Source organism: Nocardia sp. NPDC005746 (assembly GCF_040630785.1).
Lineage (GTDB): Bacteria > Actinomycetota > Actinomycetes > Mycobacteriales > Mycobacteriaceae > Nocardia.
Map to the genome: position 1 here is coordinate 167,566 of NZ_JBEXYE010000013.1, position 21,767 is coordinate 189,332.

18 protein-coding genes are annotated in these 21,767 nt (G+C 70.4%); 11 read left to right on the forward strand and 7 right to left on the reverse strand.

The annotated features are described in order from the left end of the window. The first annotated feature begins 83 nt into the window (after positions 1-83). From ABZ412_RS24635 to ABZ412_RS24650, 4 genes are all read left to right on the forward strand, one after another. A complete protein-coding gene (locus ABZ412_RS24635) occupies positions 84-1,634 on the forward strand; it encodes a TIGR02677 family protein (protein ID WP_357284209.1) in 1,551 nt (516 codons plus the stop codon). Next, entirely contained in the window at positions 1,634-3,076 is a 1,443-nt protein-coding gene (locus tag ABZ412_RS24640; protein WP_357284106.1) for a TIGR02678 family protein, read from the forward strand. The genes ABZ412_RS24635 and ABZ412_RS24640 overlap by 1 nt, the downstream gene beginning before the upstream one ends. Further along, on the forward strand, positions 3,076-7,482 hold the full coding sequence (locus ABZ412_RS24645; RefSeq protein WP_357284109.1) for an SbcC/MukB-like Walker B domain-containing protein: 4,407 nt from the start codon (positions 3,076-3,078) through the stop codon (positions 7,480-7,482). Before ABZ412_RS24640 ends, ABZ412_RS24645 begins: the two co-directional genes overlap by 1 nt. A 222-nt stretch (positions 7,483-7,704) precedes the next feature. Further along, on the forward strand, positions 7,705-8,913 hold the full coding sequence (locus ABZ412_RS24650; RefSeq protein WP_357284112.1) for a hypothetical protein: 1,209 nt from the start codon (positions 7,705-7,707) through the stop codon (positions 8,911-8,913). A gap of 120 nt (positions 8,914-9,033) precedes the next feature. Here the strand turns inward: ABZ412_RS24650 and ABZ412_RS24655 are convergent, their stop codons facing one another. The 4 genes from ABZ412_RS24655 to ABZ412_RS24670 all read right to left on the reverse strand — a co-directional run bounded on the left by ABZ412_RS24655 (position 9,034) and on the right by ABZ412_RS24670 (position 12,095). Beyond that, positions 9,034-9,306 carry a hypothetical protein gene (locus ABZ412_RS24655; protein WP_357284115.1) on the reverse strand — a complete coding sequence of 91 codons (273 nt, stop codon included), beginning with the start codon at positions 9,304-9,306 and terminating at the stop codon, positions 9,034-9,036. 168 nt (positions 9,307-9,474) lie between these two features. Next, positions 9,475-10,854 (reverse strand): metallophosphoesterase, encoded by a 1,380-nt coding sequence (locus tag ABZ412_RS24660; RefSeq protein ID WP_357284117.1) that lies wholly within the window; start codon positions 10,852-10,854, stop codon positions 9,475-9,477. A 133-nt stretch (positions 10,855-10,987) separates the two neighbouring features. Beyond that, positions 10,988-11,458 carry a cyanase gene (gene cynS, locus ABZ412_RS24665; protein ID WP_357085320.1) on the reverse strand — a complete coding sequence of 157 codons (471 nt, stop codon included), beginning with the start codon at positions 11,456-11,458 and terminating at the stop codon, positions 10,988-10,990. Between the two features lie 28 nt (positions 11,459-11,486). Beyond that, complete coding sequence (locus ABZ412_RS24670; protein WP_357284120.1) at positions 11,487-12,095, reverse strand: carbonic anhydrase; 609 nt, start codon at positions 12,093-12,095, stop codon at positions 11,487-11,489. A 123-nt stretch (positions 12,096-12,218) separates the two neighbouring features. Here ABZ412_RS24670 and cynR point away from each other — a divergent pair, with 123 nt between their 5' ends. Beyond that, the gene (gene cynR, locus ABZ412_RS24675; protein ID WP_357284122.1) at positions 12,219-13,145 is read left to right on the forward strand and encodes a transcriptional regulator CynR; all 927 of its coding nucleotides are present in this window, start codon (positions 12,219-12,221) and stop codon (positions 13,143-13,145) included. A 12-nt stretch (positions 13,146-13,157) separates the two neighbouring features. On the opposite strand, the gene ABZ412_RS24680 is transcribed toward cynR, so the two are convergent. The 3 genes from ABZ412_RS24680 to ABZ412_RS24690 all read right to left on the reverse strand — a co-directional run bounded on the left by ABZ412_RS24680 (position 13,158) and on the right by ABZ412_RS24690 (position 16,142). After that, positions 13,158-13,562, reverse strand: a complete 405-nt coding sequence (locus tag ABZ412_RS24680) for a M15 family metallopeptidase (protein WP_357284212.1) — start codon at positions 13,560-13,562, stop codon at positions 13,158-13,160. 273 nt (positions 13,563-13,835) lie between these two features. After that, on the reverse strand, positions 13,836-14,273 hold the full coding sequence (locus ABZ412_RS24685; RefSeq protein ID WP_357284214.1) for a M15 family metallopeptidase: 438 nt from the start codon (positions 14,271-14,273) through the stop codon (positions 13,836-13,838). 192 nt (positions 14,274-14,465) lie between these two features. After that, complete coding sequence (locus ABZ412_RS24690; RefSeq protein ID WP_357085283.1) at positions 14,466-16,142, reverse strand: fumarate hydratase; 1,677 nt, start codon at positions 16,140-16,142, stop codon at positions 14,466-14,468. A gap of 213 nt (positions 16,143-16,355) precedes the next feature. Between ABZ412_RS24690 and ABZ412_RS24695 the strand changes: the two genes are divergently transcribed. The 6 genes from ABZ412_RS24695 to ABZ412_RS24720 all read left to right on the forward strand — a co-directional run bounded on the left by ABZ412_RS24695 (position 16,356) and on the right by ABZ412_RS24720 (position 21,685). Then, positions 16,356-16,856, forward strand: a complete 501-nt coding sequence (locus ABZ412_RS24695) for a MarR family transcriptional regulator (RefSeq protein ID WP_357284124.1) — start codon at positions 16,356-16,358, stop codon at positions 16,854-16,856. Between the two features lie 165 nt (positions 16,857-17,021). After that, positions 17,022-17,915, forward strand: coding sequence for an STAS domain-containing protein (locus ABZ412_RS24700; protein WP_357284127.1), 894 nt, complete (start codon positions 17,022-17,024; stop codon positions 17,913-17,915). 14 nt (positions 17,916-17,929) lie between these two features. Beyond that, the gene (locus ABZ412_RS24705; protein ID WP_033085409.1) at positions 17,930-18,319 is read left to right on the forward strand and encodes an STAS domain-containing protein; all 390 of its coding nucleotides are present in this window, start codon (positions 17,930-17,932) and stop codon (positions 18,317-18,319) included. Continuing rightward, positions 18,309-18,722, forward strand: a complete 414-nt coding sequence (locus ABZ412_RS24710) for an ATP-binding protein (RefSeq protein ID WP_357284130.1) — start codon at positions 18,309-18,311, stop codon at positions 18,720-18,722. Before ABZ412_RS24705 ends, ABZ412_RS24710 begins: the two co-directional genes overlap by 11 nt. Continuing rightward, positions 18,715-19,368: a SpoIIE family protein phosphatase gene (locus ABZ412_RS24715; RefSeq protein WP_357284133.1), complete on the forward strand. Its 654-nt coding sequence runs from the start codon at positions 18,715-18,717 to the stop codon at positions 19,366-19,368. The genes ABZ412_RS24710 and ABZ412_RS24715 overlap by 8 nt, the downstream gene beginning before the upstream one ends. Before the next feature lie 7 nt (positions 19,369-19,375). After that, on the forward strand, positions 19,376-21,685 hold the full coding sequence (locus ABZ412_RS24720; protein ID WP_357284137.1) for a SpoIIE family protein phosphatase: 2,310 nt from the start codon (positions 19,376-19,378) through the stop codon (positions 21,683-21,685). Positions 21,686-21,767 lie beyond the last annotated feature (82 nt).

Genomic DNA, 21,767 nt, shown 5'->3' on the forward strand with positions numbered 1-21,767 from the left:
TTCTCCCGGTGACCGAGTCCGCTGACGGATTGCTGCCCGACCCGAGGGGGGTCGGGTCCGAGGAGTTTCCGCGCACCGACCGGCTGCGCCTGTTCTCCTTCGCCACCGCCGAGAAGCGGGCCGACTACCTGTGGGTATTACGGGCATTCGATACCGCCCGCGCCGCCTACGTGGTGCTGCTGCACGCCTCCGACGTGGCCGACACGCTCGAACGTTGCCCGGGCGCGCCCGCTCTCACCGCCACCGAGATCGGGCCGCTGCTCGAACAGCTGCATCACTGGGGCGTGCTGGAACGCAGTTACGACGGCACCCGCGCGGCCACGCTGGCCGAGTACCGGAACCGGCACTTCGTCTACCAGTTCTCGCAGGCCGGATACCAGGCCTTCCGCGCGGTGTCCGATGTGCTCGAGGCCCGGCTCGACGAGGCCGCGCTCTCGCGGCTGGTGCTGCCGGAACTGCTGGCCGATCTGCACACCCTGGCCGAGGCCAACAAGAGCGCCGACGCCCCGCGCGTCTACCGCGTGCTGAACCGGCTCGACCGGGCGCTCACCGATCTGGCCGAACGCGCCGCGCACTTCTATCTGACCCTGGGCGATCTGGTCCGCACCACCGAGGCCACCCCGGAGGCGTTCCTCGCGCACAAGGACGCGCTGCTGGCGCACATGCGCGAATTCTCCATGGACCTGGCGCGTTTCGCGCCCCGGCTGGCCACCGCCATCCGCGAGGTCGAGGACACCGGCGTCGAGGACCTCATCGAACGCGCCGCCCGCTGCGACGAACGGGTGCTCCTCAACCCTGAAGAGCGCCAAGCGGATTGGCGGGCTCGCTGGCAGGGCCTGCGCGGCTGGTTCATCGGCGACGACGACGGCGGGCTCACCGAATGCGAGCGGCTGCGCGAGGCCACCATGAGCGCCATCGCCGCCGTACTCTCGTTGCTGCGCCGGGTGACCGAGACCCGCAAGGGCGGCGTCAGCCGCGAATCCGCGCTGCGGCACCTGGCGGGCTGGTTCACCGCCGCCCCCAGCGCGGACGCCGCGCACGCCCTCTACGACGCGGTCTTCGGCCTCGGGCGGCCGCGGCACCTGGCCATGCAACATCCCGACGCCGACGTGATCCCGGCCATCCGATCCTGGTGGGACGCACCGCCATTGGAGATCGCCCGCACCCTCGCCGAGACCGGGCGGCCGCCCACGCCGGGCGCGCCCGCCCGGCTGCAACGCAATGACGCCGGCATCCGGCGGCTGCGCCAGGCCCAGCTGGACGCCCAGCGCGCCCGCGCCGAGGCCGCGCGCTCACTGGCCACCGCCGACCTCTACGACCGCGAACTCGACGAGGGCGAGACCGAGGTCCTGCTGAAACTGCTCGACGCCGCCTCCACCGCGTGGGTGCCGGTGAGCGGGCGGGTGCCCGGCACCTCCGGTTCCGACAACGGCGTCACCCTCACCGTCTCCGAACACGAGGGGTCCACGCTGGTCCGCACCTCCAAGGGCGTGCTGTACCTGAACAACCGACGCCTGGAAGTGCGCGAGACGGCCTCCTTGCGGCGACGCAAATCCCCTGTGGCGCGGCCGGATCGGACCGACTCACCGCCGCCGGGCGACGAGCCCGGCAGCCAGGGCGGGGAGGTCCGCTGATGCACGCGCGCACCGTCGATGCACTGGCCCTGGACAGCTACCAGCGCGCCGCCCGGGTCATCCTGGCCAACCATCTGGTCACCCGCACCTACCCCGATCGGATCGCGCTGCCGCTGTTGCGGCGGTGGGCGACCGAACTGCGCGAGGATCTGGCCGAACTGTTCGGCTATCGCCTGGAGGTCACCGAGACCACCGCGCGACTGTTCCCGATCCTCGACGAGCTCGACGCGGGCCGTCCCGCACGCACCACCGGCGACCGCGTCTTCGACCGCCGCCGCTACGCGTACCTGGCGCTGGCGCTGGCCGCGCTGGGCCGGGCCGGGGACCAGATCACGTTGTCGGAGTTGGCCGATCAGGTGGCCGCCTACACCGAACGGGTCGACGGGCTCGAGCTCGCGCCGGACCGGGCCGCCGATCGCGACGCCTTCGTCGACGCGGTGGGCTGGCTGGCGGCGCGCGGCGCGGTCACCCTCGCCGACGGTGACGCGGGCGGCTGGGCCAGCGACCCCGAAGCCGGGGAGGCGCTCTACGACATCGACCGGTCCATCGTGTTCGCCCTGTTCCGGCCGCCGCGCGCGCTCCAGCACCTGCAGAGCGTGACCGGGCTGCTGTCGGAGGCGGCGGGCGGCGGGGCCGAAACCCGTTCCCCCGCACAGGCCGCCGCGGCCCGCAAAGTACGCCGGGCGCTGGTCGAGAAGCCGGTGGTCTACGCCGATGAACTCGACGAACCCGAACGGTCGCTGCTGGCGCAGGAGAAACTGGTCACCGAGGTCGAGTATCTGACCGGGCTGCGGGCCGAGCGGCGCGCGGAAGGCGTTGCGCTGATCGACAGTTCGGGCCGGCTCTCCGACGTGCGGTTCCCGGGCACCGGCACGCTCGCCCAGGTGGCGCTGCTGCTGGCGGGTGAGATCGCGGACCTGGTCCTCGATATCGACAATCCGGTCGAGCGCAGACCGCGCCCGGAGCGTCCGTACACCGATCTGGTGGAACAGCTCGACAGCGCCATCCCCACCACCACGGTCTTCGCGCCGCTCGCCGATCCCCTGGATGTGTTCGGCGGCCACGAGGATTCGGACGAGCCCGCCGAGGAGCCCGAGATCGCGGAGTTCCCGTTCCTGGAATCCTCGTGGATCCGCGACACCGTGAAGATGCTCACCGACCGCTACGGCAATACCTTCGCCGCGCAGTGGCAGGCCGATGTCGCGGGCCTCACCGGCGAAGTGGTGGCGCTGCTGGAACGGCTACGCCTGGTGGAACTGGTCGACGGCGGGCTGCTCATCCTGCCCGCGCTGGCCCGCTACCGGGGCGCGATCGTGACCATCCGCACCCGCGCGGAGTCCGAATTGTTCCTCTCCCCCACCGAACTCGGCGCGGACGACGCGCCGGCCGACAGCACCGCGGGCACTGCGTCCGACAGCACAGCGAAGGGATCGGGGAACTGATGGCCGACCACATTCACGGTGGAGTGCGCTTCGTCCCGACCCGGGCGGGCATCATCAACCTCTGGGACTACCGCGACCAGGAATTCTGCTTCGCCGACGGCCGTCTGGTGCTGCGCGGCCCCAACGGCTCCGGCAAGACCAAGGCCCTCGAGGTGCTGTTCCCGTTCGTGCTGGACGGCCGCATCGAGCCGCGCCGCCTCAACCCGTTCGCGGGTGAGGAACGCACGATGAAGTCGAACCTGCTGTACCGCAAGCAGGAATCGGCGTACTCGTACGTGTGGATGGAGTTCGCGCGCGGCGACTGGGACTCTCCGGAGACCGTCACCATCGGCATCGGCATGCGCGCCACCCGCTCCAACGACAAGGTGACCCGCTGGTACTTCGTCGCCGACGGCCGGGTCGGCGTGGACTTCTCACTGCTGGGCCCCGACGATCGGCCGCTGACCCGCAAGCAGCTGGCCGAGCAGATCGGCTCCGACACCATCGTGGACCGGCCGGTCGAGTACCGGGCGGCCATCGACGCCCGCATGTTCGGGCTCGGGCAGCAGCGCTACGACCAGCTGATCAATCTGATCCTGACGCTGCGCCGCCCGCAGCTGGCCAAGAACCTGGACCCGCGCGGACTCTCACAGGCCCTCACCGATGGCCTGCGCCCCCTCGACGAACAGCTGATCCTCGACGCCGCGCGCTCCTTCAGCGATATGGAGGAGGTCGGGCGCACCCTCGAGGGGCTGGTGCAGGCCGACACCGCGACCCGCGATTTCGTCACCGTCTACCGGAAATACCTGGCCGTCCAGGCGAAGACGGACGTCGACCAGGTGCGGACGCGCCTGGACACGGTCACCCACGCGGGCACCGCCCTGCACGCCGCGGCCGCCCTGCGCACCCGCCGCGACACCGAACGCGCCGCCGCCGAGACCCGCGCCGAGGACGCCGACCGCGCCTACGAACAGGCCCTGGCCGACCGTGAGACCCTGCAGCGCTCCAGCGCCTACGAGGGCAAACAGCAGCTCGACGACCTCGCCGACGCGGTGCGCCGCCTGGAGACCTCCGCGGCTGTCCACCACGACAAGGCGCTGAAATCCCGTCAGACCGTGGACCAGCGGCTCGAGGAAGCCGAGCGCGCGCAGGCCGCGGTCGCCCATGCCGCCTCGGCGCTGTCGCGCGGCGAGGACGAATTGCGTTCGGTCGCCGAGGAAGCCGGTATTCCCTGGACCACGCTGCCGGAATCGGCGCGCGCCGACCAGCTCACCACCACGGTCCGCTCGCACGCCGAGGAACGCGACGGCGATGTCCGCGCGGTCCGGCGGGCGCTGACCCTGGTCGACCAGGCGGCCGCCGAACGCACCCGCGCCGAACGCGCCTCCGGCCGCGCGGTGGAACTGCGCGATGCCGCCGCCGCCGAGCTCGCCGAGGCCGAAGCCGCTGTCGCGCTGGCCCGTTCGAACACCGCCATCACCCTGCGCGACTGGTGGGACACGCACCGCGAGGTGTACACCCCCATCCGCGCCGGGCTGTTCGAGGCGCTCGACGAGGCCCTCGGTGAGGTCGGCACCGAACCGTTCGCCCGCGGTGGCGGCACGCCGAACGGCCGCGCCGGGAAGGCCAGGGGCGCGTCCGGCACCGAGACCCCCGCGACCGGCGAATCCGCCGGGGCCGCACCGGGTACCGAGGCCGCGCCGGAGGATCTGCCCGTCCCCGCCACCCCCGCCGAGGTGCTGGCCGAGCGCACCGAACCGCTCACCGAGGAGATCCGCGGCCGCCGCCAGGAGGCGCGCGCCCGCGCCGCCCAGGCCACCGCCCGCGCGAGCGAACTGCGGGCCGAGCGGGAGCGGGTCGCGGCCGAACGCGACGACGCGCCACCGGCCTTCGCCGCCCGGACGGACGCGCGAGCAGCGCGTCCCGGCGCGCCGCTGTGGCGTTTGGTCCGCTTCGCCGACGGTGTCGCGCCGCAGCAGGCCGCCGGACTCGAGGCGGCGCTGCAGGCCGCCAACCTGCTCGACGCGTGGGTCTGCGCCGAGACCGAGCTCCCGCCGCACGCGTCGGACCAATTCCTGGTTCCGCTGCCGCCCCAGCATCGGCCCAGCGGGCGCACGCTCGCGGACGTGCTGGTCGTGGAGGACGATTCACCGTCACTGACGGTTCCCCGGGAGACCGTCGCCGGGGTGCTCGCCTCCATCGCCCTCTACAAGTCACCGCACGCGACGGCCACCGGCGCGGGAGCGGACAAGGCGCACATCGTCTCCGGGGCCGCCGCACAGCCGGTCGGGGCCGAGGGCGGGCTGACCATCGCCACCGACGGCCGCTATCGCCAGGGCGTCCAGTCGGGTCGGCACGTCAAGACCGACGCCGAATTCGTCGGCACCACCGCCCGCGCCCGCCGCCGCGAATTGCGGCTGGCGGAATTGGCCGCTGCCATCGAAACGGCCGTCGCCGAGGCCGAGACCGCCCAGACCGACGAGCAGGCCGCCACGGCCGAGCTGGGCCGGATTTCGGCCGCCGCCAAAGCGCTTCCGCGCACCACCGCGGTCACCGCCGCCCTGCGCGGGGTGGCCGAGGCCGCGGGCATGCTGCGCTCGCGCTCGGAGGCGGCCGCGCAGGCCGAGCGGGAACTCGATCAGGCGGTGGCCGAATACACCAACGCGGACAAGAAGGTCCGCGCCATCGCCGCCGACCACCGCGCCCCCCGCGATCCGGTCGAGCTGGACGCGCTGGCGGCCGCGGTCCGGCACTTCGAGAACGCCGGAACAGCGCTGCTGCGCCTGCGCGGCGACCATCAGCGCGAACACGAGCGGGCCCGCGAGGCCGGGGACCGCCTCGATGAATCCAAGGATCTGGCCGAGGCGTTCGCCGAGGAGGCCGAGGCCGCCCGCTCGGGATACGAAGAGCAGCTGCGCAAACTGGAGACCCTGCGCGAGGCGCTGGGCGCCGGAGCCGCCGACATCGATCGCGAACTGGAACTGGCCCGCGAACGCATCGACGCCGCCCGCGCCGAGCAGAAGGCCGCCCGCAAGGCCGCCGCCGAGGCCATCGAAGCGGTCGGCGCGGCCGAGGGCGCGCACCGCGCCGCCCACGACACCCTGGGCACCGCGCTCACCGAATTGCTCGCCGACGTCCGCCATCTCGCCCCCTACGCGCGCCCGGACCTGCTCAGCCTGCTGGGCGCGCCCGCCGACAGCCGCTGGCCCGCCGGCGACGCCGCCTGGTCCACCCCCGAGCAGCTGCTGTACCGCATCGAGAACGGCGATCCCGAGCAGGAACCGGCCGTGCTGCCCGCCGAAGTGGCCGCCCTGTTCGAGAACCTCGCCACCGCAACCGCTTCGGTGCGCGCGGGTGAGGCGGCCCGCAAGGCCACCCGCAGCTCCGTCACCACCGCCCTGCAGGAATTCGACGCCGCGCTCGCCGCGGCCCGCCAGGACTACCGCCTGCACTGGGACGCCGCCGACGGCCTCACCGTGGTGCAGGTGCACGACGACCACGGGCTGTCCTCGCTGGCCGACTTCGCCGAGCGCATCGGCGCGGCCCGGCGCGATCAGGAACTGCTGCTCACCGACGCCGAGCGCCGCATCCTCGAGGACGCGTTGCTGACCGGGCTGGCCCAGCAGATCCACGAACGCACCTCCGACGCCCGCGATCTCATCTCCCGCATGGGCGCGGAGATGAAGCAGCGCCGCATGTCCTCGGGCAACACCATCGGCGTGCACTGGGTGCTGGCCGACAACCTCTCCGAACCGGCGCGCGCGGTGTGCAAGCTGCTCGACCGCGACTCCGCCGACCTCACCCCGGAGGACCTGTCGACCGTCCGCGCCTACTTCGCGGCCGAGATCCGCACCGCCCGCGCCGCGCACCCGGAGCGCTCGTTCCCCGAAATCCTCGCGGCCACCCTCGATTACCGCACCTGGCGGGTGTTCTCGTTCACCATTCTCACCGCCGACGGCACCGAGGACCGCCTCACCGTGGCCCGCCACAGCGCGCTCTCGGGCGGCGAACAGTCGGTCTCGCTGCACCTTCCGCTGTTCGCGGCCGCGCATGTGATGCTCGACTCCGCCGACCCGCAGGCGCCGCGCCTGCTGGCGCTGGACGAGGCGTTCGCGGGCGTCGACGACAACGGGCGCAGCGAACTGCTCGGGCTCTCGGTGCAATTCGACCTCGACCTGTTCATGACCGGCTACGACCTCTGGATCACCTACCCGCACGTGCCCGCCTGCGCGCACTACGATCTGGCGCACTCGGCGGCGGAGAACACCGTCAGCGCGACACTGCTGGTGTGGGATTCGGACGACCTGCTGGCCGAGCACGACGGCACCGATCTCACCTCCGCCCTCGGCTCCCCCAACCGGCGGCGCCTTCCGCACGGGCTCGAGGGCGCGATCCCGATGGACGAGGAACTCGAGCTGACCGATTGACCCGATCCGGGCATCGGCAACCCCACTGGACACCGGCCGGAGCGGCGGGTTCTTACTGCCCGGACGGACACCCCAATCCGCGTGTCGCAGTGCGGCGCGCCGTAAGGATTGGACCAACGGCAAACCAACAGTTTCGCGGTTGGCCGTGTATCGACTAGAAATGTCTTCCGTGCCTACCGGAATCACGTGCCAGCCATCGGGAGTCCCTGGACGGGGGACCAATTGACGATCGACAACCCGCGCGAGGACGACGTCACCCAGCTGGCGCTACGGGTCGAAAAGGCCCGCGGCCGGCTGGCGTACCAATACGATCCCGCGCTGACCGACGCGCTGTCGGAGAACGAGCTCGTCGCCGAGCGCGATCTCGCCGAGCGCATTCGCGAGCAGGAGCGCGCGCAGCGCTGGAAGTACGCCGAAGCCACGGCGGCTGCGGCGGATCGTGCCCGCCAGACCTCCGAAGAGATTGAGAAGGCCGACATTCGCGACTTGCTGCTCGCCCGCAAGGCGATCGCCGCGCAGCGGCGGGAATCGAGCCCCCACGCCAAACTGGCGTCGCTGTACAAGCATCGGGCGTGGAGCCAGCGGGCGCTCGCCGGTGTCGTCGCGGCCGGCATGCTCTGGTCCGCGGTCAACGTGCAGCACAATATCGCGCCCGGCGGCCCCTCCGATCCGCTCTACTGGTTCAGCTACCTGCTCGAAGGCATGATCAGCGTCTGCCTCGTGATCATCATGATCGGCACCAACAAGGTCGCCGAGTGGGGTGTGATCGACAGCCGTCGTCAGGTCGTGGTGGCCGAGATGGCGCTGCTGAGCCTGACCGTCATCCTCAACACCTACCCGTACCTGAAGAACGGCAGCTGGTACGACGTGGCGGTGCACGCCATCGCGCCGGTGATGATCGGTGTGGCGCTGCTGATCCACAATGCCGCTGCCTCCCGGTACGGCTTGGCCATCGTGCGCGCCACCGACCAGATCCGGGACCTGCCCGACCCGGGTGAGCAGATCCGCCGCTCCATGCCGACGGTCGTGGCCTGGCCCACCCGCCCGACGCCGCCGTCGGCCGGGGGCACCGCCACCGCCACCGGACCCGCCGCGCTGACCGCGGGGCCCGCCGAGGCCGAGAAAACCGTTGACGCAGAAGCACAAGTGGTCGAACCTCGGCCCACCGCCAAGGCCGAAAGCCAGGCGGAACCCGCGAAGTCCGCGGACAAGGAGCGTCGCTCGGCGACGGGCAAAAGTCGCAAGTCCGACGAGGACGAACGGTCTCCGCTCGCCGATCTGACCGATCCCGTCCCTCCGCTGAATGTCTATGACACCGGCCAGTTCCGGATCGCCGAGACCCTCGAGCAGGAACTCGCCGAACTGCAGGCCGCCCGCCGTCGCGCCCGCGCCGCGTCGCGGCCGCGCAATGGCACCGCTGTCGACGACTGAGACGCGAACGACCCACTCATGACCTGACGAACGACATCGACCCCGGTACCGCTGGTGCGGCACCGGGGTCAATTCGTCTGCGGATCAGGTGGATCGGATTATCGGACCCGGCCGATCGGGTCAGTGCCCGCCCGGCCGGGCCGGGTCGACCGGCACCACGACCGCCGAACGCGGCTGGGCCGGAGTGCCCACGTGCTGGAGATACCCGAGCCAGCCGGTGCCCACGAAGACCGCGAGCAGCACTGCGGTGGGCAGTTCGAAGAACAGCCAGCTGGTGGCGCAGAAGATGTCTCTCCAGGGGTGAGCGGGCCGCTGAGCGATGCGGACGGGCGGGCGCTGGTGCCGGAGTGTGCCGTGATTCGAACGGTACTGCCTGCCCTGCCTGCCCACCATGCCTCCGTTGCTGAAGAAGTGCCGAACCAGGATGTCGAGCCCGCGTCGTGCGCACACCGGTGAACGAGCCGTCGCCGCGCGCACTCGCACCAGGCAGTATGCCGAACAGAACGAACATTCGGGTCGTATTGACCGAACATTCCGGTGCGTCGGCCGGATTGCTCCCGACTAACCGGACAATCCCGAAAAATCGCGCAGGACAACGTGATTACGATCGGCGCAACTGCCCAGCGCGTGATCCGGGTGCAGACCAAGATATTGGCTGCGCGTGCGGGTGCTCCAGCGCCGCGCCGCCTCGGACCGCGTCTTGTAAAAGTTGATCGTGTAGCCGCCCTCGTAGACGCGGATCAGGGTGTACCCGCCTGGATACTCCTTCACCGCACCCACTTCCAGGAATTCCACGCCGATCCCGGAATCGGGGCGGGTGCGCCGATTCCGATGGGTGTGCCCGCTGTGGTGCAGGAACACCCCGGGCGCGCTCGCGTACAGGGCGTGCAGCGCGGCCGCGTTGGAACGGTCCAGCACGAACCCGGGCCCGCCCGGATTGCTCACGGCCGCATGCCGGGTGACCGGGTGGTGGCCGAAGACCAGTGTCGGCCGGTCGGGTTCGCCCCGCAGCAGTTCGCGCAGGTGGGCCAGCTGGGGCGCGGCGAGGGTGCCGCCCGCGCCGCGGACCCGGGTGGTGTCGAGGCCGAGGAGGCGCAGTCCGCCGGCGTAATACTCGAGCAAGCGGTCGCGCGGGTGGAAGATCGCACCCCAGTGATCGGGCTCCTCCGGGGGACGAACGTCGTGGTTTCCCCGGCACACGAAGTAGTCCCGGCCCAGCTCGCCCCAGTCGTCGAGCTGGGCGCGGACGCCGAGGGCCTGCGCGGCCGTTCCCGAATCCGTCAGATCGCCCGCGACGATCAGGTGGTCCGCCGCCCGGTCCGGCAGGCGCAGATCCTCGAGCAGCGCGCTGAGCATGAATTCCGGGTATTCCTCGGTGCCGTGGCGCAGGCCCTCGAACAGGCCCGCGAACAGCCCGCTGGCCGGTTCGCCGTAGTGCAGATCGTTGGCGAGGGCGATGGTGCGGATCAGCCGCCCGGGCGGCGGGGTGGCCGTGGTGAAAACACCGGTGGATTCGGGTGTTCCGGAACGCCGTGTCACCAGGGTGCGGGCGGGCACGGCCCGGCGGCCGTCGGAGTACGCCTCGAATCGATAGGCGCGGCCGGGTTCCAGCCCCCGGATCTCCGCGTAGTGGTAGGGAGTCCGGCGCCCCTCGGAGAACCAGGTGCGCGGTTGTCCGCGTCCGGCGGCGGGGGCCAGGCGCACCTCGGTGTCGGCGGGGACCGGCCGCAGCCGCCCGGCTCGGTTGCGGGCTCGGGTGGTCCAGGTCAGGATGGCCGAATCAGCGGTCACCGTCACCAGTTCCAGATCCGAGGCCACCACCGTCTCCTGCGGTGTCCGGGTCCAGTCGGTGAAGATCGGGCGCGGCGTGCGCACCGCGACAGCCGCCGCCCCGCTCGCCGCATTGGCCAGCCACATGGTTCGAAGTCGCGGTTCCAGCATCACATCTCCGTCCGCTGTGCTCCCCCACGGACGAGGGTAGGACGGCCAGTTGAACCGCCAGATGCCCGGACATGACCGAACGGCTTCTGATTCCGGACATTCAGGCCATGCCCCGGCAACGGGACCTCGAGCCTCAGAACGGCTTGGTCGGCAGGTACTTTCCGTCCAGGGTGATGACCGCGCGCTCGCCGCCCTCGGGGTCGGCGACCTTCTTGACGTCCAGGCGGAAGTTGATGGCGGAGATGATGCCGTCACCGAACTGCTCGTGCACCAGGGCCTTCAGCGTGGTGCCGTAGACCTGCAGCATCTCGTAGAAGCGGTAGATGGTCGGGTCGGTGGGGACACCGCCCGGAATCGAGCCGCGCAGCGGGATGGTCTGCAGCAGGCGGGCCGCGTCGGCGTCCAGGTCGAGCAGCTCGGCCACGGCCAGCGCCGACTTCTCCGGCAGCGGGTGCTGGCCCAGGATGGCGGCGGTGGTGAAGGCGGGCGAGAGTCCGGCGGCGTCGGCGATCTGCTGCCAGGTCAGGTCCTTGGCGATCTTGGCGGCGACGGCGGCGTCGGCCAGGGCTTCGCGGGCGGTGGGATCGAACTGTGCGTGCACCATGGGAGGTTTCCTTTCGTAGGGAGGGGAATCAGGCGGCGAGGGTGGAGAATTCGCCGTCGGCATCGAGCGCCTCGACGCGCCCGGAACCGATGTCGTACACCCAGCCGTGCAGGGTGAGGGTGCGCCGGGCCAGGGCCCGGGCCACGGCGGGATGGGTAGCGAGATTGGCCAGCTGCGCCACCACGTTGTGTCGAACCAGCGCGGATACCGCTGCGGCGCCGGTGATCTCGGGATCGACGGCCGCGCGGGCGGCGTCGGCGTGCCGCAGCCAGCCCGCCACCGCGGGCAGACCGGACAGGTCCTGCCCCTCGGCGAGCGCGGTCATCGCCCCGCACGCCGAGTGGCCGCACACCACGATGTCGCTGACCCCGAGCACGCCCAGCGCGTACTCGATGCTGGCGACCACGCCGCTGGCCGCGCCGGGGGTGTGCGGCGGGACCAGGTTGCCCGCGTTGCGGATGACGAACAGCTCCCCCGCTTCGGCGGAGGTGATGAGTTCGGGCACCACGCGGGCGTCGGAGCAGCCGATGAACAGCGCACCCGGGCGGTGGTCGCCGGCCAGGCGGGCGAACAGCCCCGCCTTGCCGGGGAAGACATCGCGCTGGAACCGTCCGAGACCGTCTGCGAGGTTCGGCATGGGAACTCCTTCCGAGTGCGGCGGCCCCGTTCGGGCCGATGCCATTCACCCTGCCCGAGCAGTGGCTATAGAGTCCAAGACTTGATATCGATCGTCCCCATTGCTGTCATCTATAGTCGTGCTGTGACCCCGGAACTCCGGCATCTGCGCTACCTGCTCGCCGTCGCCGAACACGGCAACTTCACCCGCGCCGCCGAGGACCTGCACCTGTCCCAGCCAACCCTGTCCCAGCAGATTCGTCAGCTCGAACGCCTGGTGGGGGTACCGCTGCTCGACCGCACCGGCCGGTCGGTCCGCCTCACCGACGCGGGCGCGGTGTACGCCGAGCACGCCCGCCGGGCGCTGCGCGAACTGACCGCCGCCGACCGCGCCGTCCAGGACGTCGAGGACCTCGCCCGCGGCACCCTGCGCCTCGCGGTCACCCCGACCTTCACCCCTTACCTGGTCGGTCCCCTCATCGCCGAATTCCGCGCCGTCCACCCCGGCATCACCCTGGAGGTGAGCGAAAACGCCCAGGAGGCCATGGAATCCGCCATCCTCGCCGACGACCTCGACCTCGGCATCGCGTTCCTGGGCACGACCGCACTCGGCGTCGAGGCCACCCCGCTCTTCGAGGAGAACCTGAGCCTGGTGGTCGGCGAGCACAGCACCGCCTGTTCCCCCTTGCCGATCTCCGACCTCGCCGACGCCGAATTGGCGCTGCTGAGTCGCGATTTCGCCACCCGCGGCCACATCGACGATTACCTGCGTGCCCACGCCGTGACACCGCGCATCGCGGTGCAGGCCAATGCCGTCCAGTCCGTGATCGAGATCGTCCGCCGGACGACACTGGCCACGGTGCTGCCACCCGCCATCGCCGCGGCCTACCCCGGCCTGCGCGCGATCGATCTCGATCCCCCGATGCCGACGCGCACCGTCGCCCTGCTTCGCCGCGACCACGCCTACCGGACGGCCGCGACGCGCGCGTTCACCCAGCTGACCACCAGGTGGGTCCGCGACCGGCTGCCACCGCCGCGAATTCCGCGGCAGCAGAACGAAACCCAGCCCTGAGGGAAGCCTCGCTCAGCGCTGACTGGCGTCGGGCAGGCGGGCCGGGCAGGGGCCATCGGGGACGGTGGCGAGTTCGAAGTGCCACCACTCGTTGTCGTACATGCGGCACAGGCCCCAATGGGAGCCGTTGGCCTCCAGCCATTGCGCGCCCTCGATGGGGCCCACATCGATGGCCTGGCCGGTGACGTGGGTGGATTCGCCGGGCGGCAGCACCCAGCGGCGAGCCGCCTCCGGGCTGCCGTAGGTCTGTAAACCGTCCTCCCAGAGGGCTTCCTGCTCGCCGGGCGTGCGGTAGCCGGAGGTAATCCAGAGAGTGACACCGGCGACGTCGGCATGGCTCGCGGCGGCGGCGAAGGCGGCGGCCAGCCGGGGGTCCAGGCCCTCGGTGCCCGCGGCGACGGCCTTGGCGGACGGGATGCGGTCGTCGACCTGGCCCGGAAGCTGCTCGGCGGCCGCGCGGGTCGCGGTCACCGCGGTGACCGAGCCGCCGACCAGTCCCGCGCCGGCGAGCACGGCCAGGGCCGCCGCCCGGCGGGTTCCGGCGGGCCGCCGCCGCCGCTCGACCAGGTCAGGACCGGCCACTCGCATTCACACGCCTCCAGATTCGATGTTCAGCCTCGGGTATACCCGAACCGGCCATCCGGCCCGACCGGTTCGCGAATTTTCCTACGCGTCAGTCGATTCCGCGATTCAGCGTTGACTCGCGTCGGGCAGCCGCGCGGGGCAGCCGAAGCCGGGCACGGTCGCCAGTTCGACGTGCCACCACTCGTTGTCGTACATCCGGCACAGTCCCCACCGGTTCCCGTTGGCTTCCAACCACGCCGCGCCCTCGCGCGGCCCGACATCGATGGCCTGCCCGCTCACGTGCGTGGACTCGTTCGGCGGCAGCACCCACCGCCGTGCGGCCTCCGGACTGCCGTAGGTCCGAATTCCGTCCTCCCACAACGCTTCCTGCTCGGCGGGCGTCCGGTATCCCGACACGATCCACAACGGCACGCCTTGCGCCTGTGCCTCGCCCAGGGCCATCCGGTAGGCGAACGCCAGCAGCGGATCGAGACCGTCGGTCTCCGCCGCTACCGGAGCGATCGTTCCCGCGGACGACGCGACAACGCCCGCCGGAGCGGTCATGTCGTCCGGGGCGGCGTGGGCGACCGCCGGAGTCAGCGCCGCCACCGTCAGCGCGGCCGCGCAACCGAGGAGGGTGGCCCCGCGCCGGAAGGATCGGGGCCCGGCGGCGGCGGGTGCGGTGGACGTGCGCCCGGCGGTATTCCACCGGAGCGCGAGGTTGTCCGAATACCGCATCCGCCTGCCTCCTGCTGGTTAGACGCGCTCCTTGGAGCGCTCGCGCACACGCAGCGCGATCGGCTTCGAGGTCTCGGCGAAGAAGTCGTTGCCCTTGTCGTCGACGACGATGAAGGCGGGGAAGTCCTCGACCTCGATTTTCCACACGGCTTCCATGCCGAGCTCAGGGTATTCGAGGACCTCGACGGACTTGATGCAGTCCAGTGCCAGTCGCGCGGCGGGGCCGCCGATGGAGCCGAGGTAGAAGCCGCCGTGCTCCTTGCACGCCTTGGTGACCTGCGCGGAGCGGTTGCCCTTGGCCAGCATGACGTGCGAGCCGCCCGCGGCCTGGAACTGGTCGACGTAGGAGTCCATGCGGCCCGCGGTGGTGGGGCCGAAGGAACCCGACGCGTAACCGTCGGGGGTCTTCGCCGGACCGGCGTAGTAGACGGCCATGTCACGCATGTACTGCGGCATGGGCTCGCCCGCGTCCAGGCGCTCCTTGATCTTGGCGTGCGCGATGTCGCGGGCCACGACCAGCGGGCCGGTCAGCGACAGGCGGGTCTTGACCGGGTACTTGGAGAGCTCGTCGCGGATCTCCGACATCGGCCGGTTCAGGTCGATCTTGACGACGTCGCCGCCGAGGATGGCGTCGGTCTGCTCCGGAAGGTACTGCGCCGGTTCACGTTCCAGCTGCTCCAGGAACACGCCCTCGGGGGTGATCTTGGCCAGCGCCTGACGGTCCGCCGAGCAGGACACGGCGATGGCGACCGGGCAGGAGGCGCCGTGGCGGGGCAGGCGGATGACACGCACGTCGTGGCAGAAGTACTTGCCGCCGAACTGCGCGCCGATGCCGAAGGACTGGGTCAGCTTGAAGACCTGCTCCTCGAGCTCGAGATCACGGAAGCCGTGCGCGGCCATCGAGCCCTCGGTCGGCATGTTGTCCAGGTAGTGCGCCGAGGCGTACTTGGCCGTCTTCAGCGCGAATTCGGCCGAGGTGCCGCCGATCACGACCGCCAGGTGGTACGGCGGGCAGGCCGCGGTGCCCAGCGAGCGGATCTTCTCGTCCAGGAACTCCAGCATGCGGTCGGGGTTCAGGATCGCCTTGGTCTCCTGGTACAGGAACGACTTGTTGGCCGAGCCGCCACCCTTGGCCATGTACAGGAACTTGTACGACGGCTGCGCGGGATCGCCCTGGTTGGAGTACAACTCGATCTGCGCGGGCAGGTTGTTGCCGGTGTTCTTCTCGTCCCACATATTGATGGGCGCGAGCTGCGAATAGCGCAGGTTCAGCTTGGTGTAGGCGTCGAACACGCCGCGCGAAATCCATTCCGCGTCATCGACTCCGGTGAGCACGCCCTCGGACTTCTTGCCCATCACGATGGCGGTGCCGGTGTCCTGGCACATGGGCAGGATCCCGCCCGCGGAGATATTGACGTTCTTCAGCAGATCCAGGGCCACGAACCGGTCGTTGCCGCTGGACTCCGGATCGTCGATGATCTTGCGCAGCTGCGCGAGGTGCGCGGGCCGCAGGTAGTGGCTGATGTCGTGCATTGCCTCCGCGGTCAGCATCCGCAGCACCTCGGGCTCGACCTGCAGGAAGGTGCGCCCGTTCGCCTCGAACGTGCTCACGCCCTCGGTGGTGAGCAGCCGGTACGGCGTGTCGTCCTTGCCGATGGGCAGCAGATCCGAGTACAGGAAATCAGGCGCGGTCACGAATCGGACTCCTCGAGCAGGGCTGGGGCTGGTCAGCCGACGGTTCAAGCACAGTGACTCTATCCAGCACCCGCCGCGGCCCCGCCGACAGGTACGGGTTGCGGACCCCGCACGGTACAGGTTGCACCTTCAACCGAGCGGGTGTTACCTGTCCATGATGTGCTTGTCGGTGGCGGGGAGGTTGGCATGGTGGCGGAACCCGGGAGTGGAACAGTGGCGCAGACCCGTTGGCTCGATGATGTCGAGATGCGCGCGTGGCTCGGATTCGTGTTCACCCGTGATCTGATCGCCGCCGCGGTCGGGCGCGATTCCCTACGTGAATCCAATCTGACCTATGTGGAGTACACCGTGCTGGCCCGGCTGGCCGATGCTCCGGATCATCGGCGGTCCTTCGCCGAGCTGGCGGCGGTGCTGGAGTGGTCGCAGAGCCGGTTGTCGCATCAGATCACGCGGATGGAGAAGCGCGGGCTGGTGGCGCGGGAGTCGATACCCGACGACGCGCGCCGCACCGCGGCGGTGCTCACCGACAAGGGCGTGCACGTGCTCGATTCGGCGGCGCCTGCGCATGTGGACAGTGTTCGCCGCCACATGGTGGATGTGCTCGATCGTGGCCAGCTGGCCGCGCTGGCCGACATCTACGACACCCTGCTGGCCCATCATCGCGGCACCGAACCCTCACTCGGCCGGGCCGAGACCCGTGCGCAGCACACCTGACACGAAATCGCCTGCCCACCTCGGTTTGGTTTGGCACCCATCGGGTAGTGGGTAAGACTAGGCTCGGCACCGGCTTCCCATGTGGGTCGGCACCGAGCACACGGCTGGCTACGGTCGTGGAAGTGAGCACCCGACCTGGCCTTAGCGAAAGGGGCAGGAGTTTCCATGTCCGACGTGTCCATCGGTCTCTCGGCGGATTCGCTGCCCGCGAATTCCGTCGACAATCTGCTCCCGCAGCTCGTCGAGCACTTGCGGCAGAACCGCACCGAACTGCGCGAGGAGTGGGCCCGTCGCATCACCGATGCCCAGCTGCTCACCGCCATGACCCCCGAGGAGATCTTCTCGGAAGCGACCTCGGTCTACGACAACTACGTCGAGGTGCTCGAGACCGGTAGCGTCGAGGCGCTGCAGGCCTACGCGCGCGACCTGTCCGAACGCATCATCCCCCGAGGCGTCGAGACCGACGAGGTCGTCGGCATCGTGCTCCTGCTGCGAGACGTGCTGGCGCGCAGCCTCTTCGAGAAGTACCAGTCCGACTTCGAGCTGCTCAAGCTGGTTCTCGACGCGTACGAACCGGCCGCGAACCGGATCGCCAACACCGTGGCCGTGTCCTTCGTGCAGGAGCGCGAGCGCGTCATCCGCCAGCAGCAGGAAGCGATTCGCGAGCTGTCCACCCCGGTGCTCCAGGTGCGTGAGCAGCTGCTCATCCTCCCCATCATCGGTGTGCTGGACTCGCAGCGCGCCCGTCAGCTCACCGAGCAGCTGCTGCGCGCCATTCGCGCCAACCGCGCCAAGGTCGTCGTCATCGACATCACCGGTGTGCCCGCGATCGACTCCACGGTGGCCAACCACCTGGTGCAGACCGTGGACGCGTCAGGCCTGATGGGCGCCAATGTCATCATTACCGGCCTGTCGTCGGAGATCGCGCTTACCCTGGTCACCATCGGCCTGGATCTGTCGAAGATGAACGCCGTCGGTGACCTCCAGGGTGGCATCGAGGAAGCGGAGCGGCTGCTCGGCTACGAGGTGTCGCGCGTCACCGATCGCGACGGAAGGTAACCCGGGCGGGGCTCATGCCGGTACCCATTCTGAAGCAGGGCACCTATCTCATCGCGTCGGTGCAGTCAGCGCTCACCGACGCCGATACCGAACGCCTGCAAGACGATCTGATGACCTACGTCAGCAGATATCGCGCCCAGGGCATCATCGTCGATGTCACCGCAATCGACGTAATGGACTCCTTTGCCGCCAGATCGCTGCGTACCATCGCCCACATGACCAAGCTGCGGGGCGCGGAAACGGTCATCGTGGGTCTACAACCCGAAGTCGCTTTCGCCATGGTGCAATTGGGACTCACCTTCGAGGGTATGCATACGGCGCTGGACCTCGAGGAGGGCCTGTCGTGGCTGAACAAGAAGATCCATAGTCGCAGCCAAAAAGATGGTCGTGATCGTGGCCGCTGACGACGTGGTGATCGCGGTTACCGTGTCCAACGACATCGTGACCGCACGGCAAGCGGGGCTGGAGTTGGCTGCCAAACTCGGCTTCTCGCTTTCTGACCGCACCATGATCGCTACGGCCATTTCCGAAGTGGCACGCAATATCACGAGTTACGCGGGCACCGGCGAGATCCGGCTGGGCGTGCAGGATCGTGACGGCCGGCGCTCGATGGTGGTGCAGGCCAAGGACAACGGGCCGGGCATTCCAGACATCCCACGGGCCATGGAGGACGGGTACTCCACGGGACGCGGTCTGGGCCTGGGTCTTCCGGGCTCGCGGCGGCTGATGGACGGCATGGTCATCAATTCCGAGCCCGGCCAGGGCACCCTCGTCGAAATGTGGAAGTGGGTCCCCAGCGGTGCGTGAGGACGGCAACATCGGCGCGGTCGAATGGGCCGTCGCCGGACGCGCCCTACCCGGGCAACGGGTTTCGGGCGACCGCTCGGTGGTGCTCGACGCGGGCGGCGGTTCCGTGCTTTTCGCCGTGCTGGACGGTCTGGGTCATGGCGCGGCCGCGGCGGACGCCTCCGATCGCGCCGCGCAGGTGCTCGCCGAGAACCGCGCCGAGCCCTTGGACGTGCTGATGCTGCTGTGTCACCGGGCCATGAGCGACACCCGCGGCGCGGCGGTCTCGCTGGCGCTGTTCGATTCTCGCGAGCGGGTGCACTGGCTCGGGGTCGGCAATGTCGAATCCCGCATCGTGGCGGCGGCTCCCGGCAAGCCCGCGATCCGGGCGACGGTCCTGCTCTCGGGCGGCATCGTCGGTTATCTGCTGCCGCCGAACCTGCAACCGCAGACGGTGCCGGTGCGGCCGGGCGATCTGCTGCTGATGTCGACCGACGGCATCACCTCGAGCTTCGCCGACGCCGTCGACCTGTCCAAGCCGACCTCGGAGATCACCGCCGAGATCCTGGCCCGCCACGCCAAGGACACCGACGACGCGCTGGTGCTGGCGGCCCGCCACCGCGGGCAATCCCATTCCTCCCAACCCATTCCGAGTGTGAAGCCATGAGGCCGTAGTGAGCGCGGTACTGGCCGCTTTCCGCGAGGCGTACGCCGCCGCGCTGCGACTGCACCTGCGCGCCCCCGATCAGAACACCCTGGCCGAGGGCTACGAGCTCGGCCGCCGCGCACTGGTGGAGGGGGTGAGCATCCTCGATCTCACCGAGCACCACTACCGGCTGCTCGAACAGGAGGGGCTGGGTCCGGCGCCGGACGGCACCGATCGCGGTGAGGCCGCCCTGGAGTTCCTGCTCCAGACCATGGCGGCGCTCGACGTGGCCACCCGCGGCTTCCTCGACGGCACCCGCCGCTACGAGCAACAGCGTTCGCGCGCAGACGATCTCGCGGGCCGCGACGCCTTCCGGACCGCGCTGGTGGAGTCGCTGCAGGACGGGTTCTTCGTCGTCGACGCCGAAGGCACGCTGATCGAGGTCAATTCGGCGTTCGGCGCGCTCACCGGCTACGGCCCCGACGGCATCCCGTATCCGCTCCCCCATCCCTGGACCGTCCCCGAGTCACCGCGCTACCCGGACCTGGGCACCGAGGCCGCCCGGTTCGTGATGCCCATCCGGCATCGGGACGGGCGGCAGCTGTGGCTGGCGGTGTCGACGTCCTCGCTGGTGAAACCCGAGAACGGCGAACGGGTTTTCGTCGGCACACTGCGTGACGTCACCGCCGAGCACGATGCCCAGGCCCGCGATCAGGCGGTGTCGCGGCTGGCCACGGCGGTCGGCGCGGCCACCAGCGTGGTCGAGGTGCTCACCGTCGGACTGGAGGAGCTCCGCCGCGCGGTCGGCGCGGAGGCCGCGGTGGTCTCGGTGTGGCCCAATCACCACACCGGCCCGGAACTGTATGTGTCCGAGGACAATCAGTACACCGCCGCGGGCCTGGCCCCGCACATCACCCAGCCCATCCGGCGGCGCGGCAGTGGCGACGCGGATCTGATCGGCGGCGCCGAGTCGCGCCGTGTGCTCGATGCCCGCGCCCGCGCCCTGCTCGACCGCGCCCGATTGCAGCCCGGCCGCAGCATGTTCGCGATCCCGGAGGGTGTGTCGAGTTCCGAGGGCATCGTCGCGCCGCTGGGCGAGAGCGGGGATTCGGCGCTGTGGCTGCGCTTCTCCGCGCCGCGAGTGATCACGTCCGGCGACTGGGCGCTGTTCTCGCTGCTGATCGGGCATCTGAGCCTGGCGGTGCAGCGGGCCCGCAACTTCGACCAGGCCCGTTCCACGTCGCTGACCCTGCAACGCGCCATGCTCGGCCCGATCGAACTGCCGCCGCGGTTCTCGGTGCACTACGAGCCCGCGCTGCCGCCGCTGGAGATCGGCGGCGACTGGTACGACGTGGTGCGCCTGGAGGACGGCGCGATCGGCGTGGTGGTCGGCGACTGTGTCGGGCGTGGCCTGTCGGCGGCGGTGGTGATGGGCCAATTGCGCACGGCCGCACGAGCCCTGCTCCTGCGCGGCGCGGGCCCGGCGCAGCTGCTGGCCGAACTCGACACCGTGGCCGCCCGGATTCCCGGGGCCATGTGCACGACGGTGTGCGCGGCGATCCTGGATCCGGTGCGCGGGCTGGTGCGCTACTCCAATGCCGGGCACATGCCCCCGGTGCTGGCCGAGCCCGGCAAACAGGGCCGACTGCTGGAGGGCGGGCGCGCGTTCCCGTTGGCCACCTTCGACATTCCGCGCCGCCCGGAAGCCACCACCGCTATGGCGCCCGGCGCGACACTGGTGCTGTTCACCGACGGCCTGGTGGAGCAGCGCGGCGTCGACATCGACGACCGCTTCGTGGAACTGGCCGACGAATTGTCGCGCGTGGCAGTGCAATTGCCGCGCGAGGTGGCCGATTCGGTGCTGTCGCGGCTGCGCCCCACGGGCGGCTACGACGACGACGTCGCCATGGTGGTGTACCGGCAGCCGCCCAAGCCGCTGCGCCTGGACGTGCCCGCCGACGCCCGGGAGCTGTCGCAACTGCGGCGCGCGCTGCGCACCTGGCTGACCGCCGCGGCCGTCCCGCACGATCTGGCCGTGGATCTGGTGTCCGCGGCGAACGAGGCGTGCAGCAACAGCATCGAGCACGCGTATCTGGGTGGCGAGCCCGGCCGGGTGCGGCTGAGCGCCGACTGCGGCGTGGACACCCTCACCATCGAGGTGTCCGACACCGGCGTCTGGCGGCCGCTGCCCGCGGATCCGGGCAACCGCGGGCGCGGGATCGCCATGATGCGGGCGCTCACCGATCAGCTCGATATCGACCATTCCGGGCCGGGCACCCTGGTTCGGATGTCGGTGAGACTCGTGGCCGCGTCCTTCTCCGCGGCCGGGAGAATGTGAATCAGGGCCTGCCGTCACGGCTTCGGCAGGCGGCCCACCTGCGAGCCAGTGCCGATGTGGCAAACGATGCAGCACGAACGGA